The following is a 4,572-nucleotide window of genomic DNA, read 5'->3' as shown; positions in this document are numbered from 1 at the left end:
GCGATGCCTTTGCCGGCGCGTGAAACGCCGAAGCTCCGAAACGGCGGGTTTACTTCATCACGTCGCCGATGCAGACGTACTTGATCTCCACGTAGTCGTCCATGCCGTGGTGCGAGCCTTCGCGGCCGATGCCGGATTGCTTGACGCCGCCGAAGGGTACGTGCTCTGTTGCGAGGATGCCGACGTTCACGCCCACCATGCCGTATTCCAGGCTTTCGCTGACGCGGAAGATGCGGCCCACGTCGCGCGTGTAGACGTAGCTGGCGAGCCCGAATTCGGTGGCGTTGGCCGAGTCGATGGCTTCCTGTTCGGTCTTGAACCTGAACACGGGCGCCAGCGGGCCGAAGGTTTCCTGCGTGGCGCAGAGCATGTCGGCGGAGGCGTTCGCCACCACGGTGGGCTCGAAGAACTGGCCCGAGCCCAGCGTCTTGAGCTGGTGTCCGCCGGTCACCACGCGGCCGCCCTTGGCGACGGCGTCGTCCAGGTGGCGCTGTACCTTGGCGATGGCCGCATTCTCGATCAGCGGACCCTGGCTCACGTCGGCCTCGAATCCGTTGCCCACCTTGGCAAGCTGCACCTTGGCGGCGAACTTGGTGACGAATTCGTCATACACGCCTTCCTGCACGTAGAAGCGGTTGGTGCACACGCAGGTCTGGCCGGCGTTGCGGTATTTGCTGGCGAACGCGCCTTCTACGGCGGAGTCGATGTCGGCATCGTCGAACACCAGGAACGGCGCGTTGCCGCCGAGTTCGAGCGAGAGCTTCTTCACCGTCGGAGCGCTTTGCGCCATCAGGATGCGGCCCACTTCCGTGGAGCCGGTGAACGAGAGGTGGCGCACCACGTCGCTGGCGCACAGCACCTTGCCGACGGCCACCGAGTTGTCCGCGTCGGCCGTGATGATGTTGATGACCCCCGCCGGAATGCCGGCGCGGATCGCCAGCTCGATCGCCGCGAGGGCCGTCAGCGGGGTGAGTTCGGCGGGCTTGATCACCACCGGGCAGCCGGCGGCCAGCGCGGGCGCGACTTTGCGGGTGATCATCGCCAGCGGGAAATTCCAGGGCGTGATGGCCGCGCACACACCGATGGGCGCCTTCATCACCAGCAGGCGCCGGTTGTTGTCGAATGGCGGGAGCATTTCGCCGTTCACGCGCTTGGCTTCCTCGGCAAACCATTCGACGAAGCTGGCGCCATAGGCCACTTCGCCCTTGGCCTCCGGCAGAGGCTTGCCCTGTTCCGCCGTCATGATGCGGCCGAGGTCGTCCTGGTTGGCCATCAGCAGGTCGAACCACTTGCGCAGGATGGCGCTGCGTTCCTTGGCGGTGAGCGCGCGCCATTGCGGCCAGGCCTTGTTGGCGGCGGCGATGGCGGCTTCGGCATCCTTGGCGCCGAGATTGGCGACCTGCGCCAGCTCCAGGCCGGTTGCGGGGTCATTCACGGCAAAGCGCGACGAGCCGTCGACCCACTTGCCGCCGATCAGGGCATCGGTCTTGAGAAGGCTGGGGTCCTTGAGGGTCGAAAGGGGGGATGTCTTCATGTCCATGGCGTGTCTCCTGGTGTGTTGCGGGCGGCCCGGCGCTCGGCCGGGGGATGGTGAATGTTCAGCCCAAAAGGATAACGGCAGAAAGCGGCCCTTGTTCTTTGTGTGGAATGAAATTTCGTTAAATGAGACAAAATATTTCGATAAAGGAAAAATTTATTTGATGAATGCTTGGGCTCGGGCGTGCCCCGCCTGCGTGGCAGGCCTGAAAACCTATAATGTCTGGTTCACTACCGGGAAGGCCGCCTGGCTGGCATGCGCAAGCGGGGACTGGGCCCGGACTCCAAGACATCATCATGAGCAAACCCACTTTCTCAGTCGCAGACATTCGCAAGACGTTCCTGGACTTTTTCGCGTCCAAAGGACACACCGTGGTGGCGTCCAGCTCGCTGGTGCCGGGCAACGACCCGACTCTGATGTTCACCAATTCGGGCATGGTGCAGTTCAAGGACGTGTTCCTGGGCACCGACAAGCGCCCCTACACCCGCGCGACCTCCGTTCAGGCCTGCCTGCGCGCGGGCGGCAAGCACAACGACCTGGAGAACGTCGGCTATACCGCGCGCCACCACACGTTCTTCGAGATGCTGGGCAACTGGTCGTTTGGCGACTACTTCAAGCTCGAATCCATCCAGTGGGGCTGGGAGCTGCTGACGAAGGTGTTCGGGCTGCCCGCCGAGAAACTGCTCGCCACCGTCTATGAAGAAGATGACGAGGCCTACGACATCTGGACCAAGATCATCGGCCTGCCGCCCGAGCGCGTGATCCGCATCGGCGACAACAAGGGCGGCCGCTACAAGAGCGACAACTTCTGGATGATGGCCGATACCGGTCCCTGCGGCCCCTGCTCGGAAATCTTCTATGACCATGGCGCGCACATCGCTGGCGGTCCTCCGGGCAGCCCCGAGGAAGATGGTGACCGCTTCATCGAGATCTGGAACCACGTGTTCATGCAGTTCGACATGAAGGAGGACGGCTCCATCGTCAAGCTGCCCGCGCCGTGCGTGGACACCGGCATGGGCCTGGAGCGCCTTGCGGCCATCCTGCAGCACGTGCACAGCAACTACGAGATCGACCTGTTCCAGGCGCTGATCCAGGCGGCGGCCCGCGAGACGCATGTCGATGATCCGGCCAACCCGTCGCTCAAGGTGATCGCCGACCATATCCGCGCCACGTCGTTCCTCGTGGCCGACGGCGTGATCCCCTCCAACGAGGGCCGCGGCTATGTGCAGCGCCGCATCATCCGCCGCGCGATCCGCCACGGCTACAAGCTGGGCCAGAAGACGCCGTTCTTCCACAAGCTGGTGCGTGATCTGGTCGTGCAGATGGGCGACGCCTATCCCAAGCTCAAGGAGCAGGAAGCGCACATCACCAGCGTGCTCAAGGCCGAGGAAGAACGCTTCTTCGAGACGCTCGCGCATGGCATGGAGATCCTGGACAACGCGCTGGCGGGCGGCGTCAAGCTGCTGCCGGGCGACGTGGCGTTCAAGCTGCACGATACCTACGGCTTCCCGCTGGACCTCACCAACGACGTGGCGCGCGAGCGCGACGTGAAGGTCGACGAGGCCGGTTTCAACGCCGCGATGGAGCATCAGAAGAGCACCGCGCGCGCCGCGGGCAAGTTCAAGATGGACCGCGCCCTGGAATATTCCGGGGCCGCCAATACCTTCACCGGCTACGACAGGCTGGCCGAGCCCGCCAAGGTGGCCGCGCTGTACCGCGACGGCGAGAGCGTGGGCGAGCTGAAGGCGGGCGAGAGCGGCGTCGTGGTGCTCGACACCACGCCGTTCTATGCGGAGTCCGGCGGCCAGGTGGGCGATCAGGGCCGCATCACGGCGGGCGCTTCGGTGTTCCAGGTCGAGGATACGCTGAAGATCAAGGCGGACGTGTTCGGCCACCACGGTGTGCTCGAGTCCGGATCGCTGAAGGTGGGCGATGCGGTGCAGGCGGAAGTGGACACGGCCCAGCGCGCTGCAACGATGCGCAACCACTCGGTCACCCACATCATGCACAAGGCGCTGCGCGAAGTGCTGGGCGCGCATGTGCAGCAAAAGGGCTCGCTGGTCAACGCGGAGCGCACCCGCTTCGACTTTGCGCACAACGCGCCCGTGACGGCGGCGCAGATCCGCGACATCGAGTCGCGCGTGAACAAGGAAATCCTCGCCAACACCGATACGCAGGCCCGCGTGATGGACATCGAGAGCGCTCAGAAGACCGGCGCGATGATGCTGTTTGGCGAGAAGTACGGCGAGACCGTGCGCGTGCTCGACATCGGCACCAGCCGTGAGCTGTGCGGCGGCACGCACGTGCATCGCACGGGCGACATCGGCCTCTTCAAGGTGGTGGCCGAGTCCGGCGTGGCGGCTGGCGTGCGCCGCGTCGAAGCGGTGACCGGCGAGAACGCGCTGGCGTACCTGCAGTCGCTGGAGTCCACGGTCGATGCGGCAGCGGCCACGCTGAAGGCTCCCGTCGCCGAGCTTACCCATCGCATCGGCGGAGCGCTCGAACAGATCAAGGCGCTTGAAAAGGAAGTCGCCGCGCTCAAGGGCAAACTGGCATCGAGCCAGGGCGACGAGCTGATATCGCAAGCAGCGGACGTCAACGGCATCAAGGTGCTGGCCGCCCGGCTCGAAGGCGCGGACGCCAAGACACTGCGCGAAACCATGGACAAGCTCAAGGACAAGCTCGGAGCCGCAGCCATCGTGCTGGCCGCCGTCGATGGCGACAAGGTGCAGCTTGCCGCTGGCGTGACCAAGGCCGAGACGGCCAGGGTGAAGGCCGGCGAGCTCGTCAACTTCGTCGCCCAGCAAGTGGGCGGCAAGGGCGGCGGCAAGCCGGACATGGCCATGGCCGGTGGAACGGATGCATCCCGGCTGGCCGAGGCGCTGGCTTCTGTCAAGGGCTGGGTGGGCGAGCGCGCCTGAGTCCATCGAGTCAGGCCATTATCTGGGTGCGTTGCATCCAGGATGGCGTGAACAAAAAAAGCCTCCCCGGCAATGAACTGCAGGGGAGGCTTTTTCAATGGAGCGCTCAATGGA

2 protein-coding genes are annotated in these 4,572 nt (G+C 64.7%); one reads left to right on the top strand and one right to left on the bottom strand.

Going from position 1 to position 4,572, the window contains the following annotated elements; all coding sequences use genetic code 11:
* Window positions 1–49: 49 nt before the first annotated feature.
* Entirely contained in the window at window positions 50–1,540 is a 1,491-nt protein-coding gene (locus tag ABWP92_RS16580; RefSeq protein ID WP_353236513.1) for an NAD-dependent succinate-semialdehyde dehydrogenase, read from the bottom strand.
* Window positions 1,541–1,833: 293 nt separating this feature from the next.
* Here ABWP92_RS16580 and alaS point away from each other — a divergent pair, with 293 nt between their 5' ends.
* A complete protein-coding gene (gene alaS / locus ABWP92_RS16575; protein WP_353236512.1) occupies window positions 1,834–4,458 on the top strand; it encodes an alanine--tRNA ligase in 2,625 nt (874 codons plus the stop codon).
* Window positions 4,459–4,572 lie beyond the last annotated feature (114 nt).

Origin of the sequence: Diaphorobacter ruginosibacter (assembly GCF_040396215.1) — a bacterium.
GTDB classification, from domain to species: domain Bacteria; phylum Pseudomonadota; class Gammaproteobacteria; order Burkholderiales; family Burkholderiaceae_C; genus Diaphorobacter_A; species Diaphorobacter_A ruginosibacter_A.
This window is presented reverse-complemented; position numbering and strand designations above follow the sequence as displayed.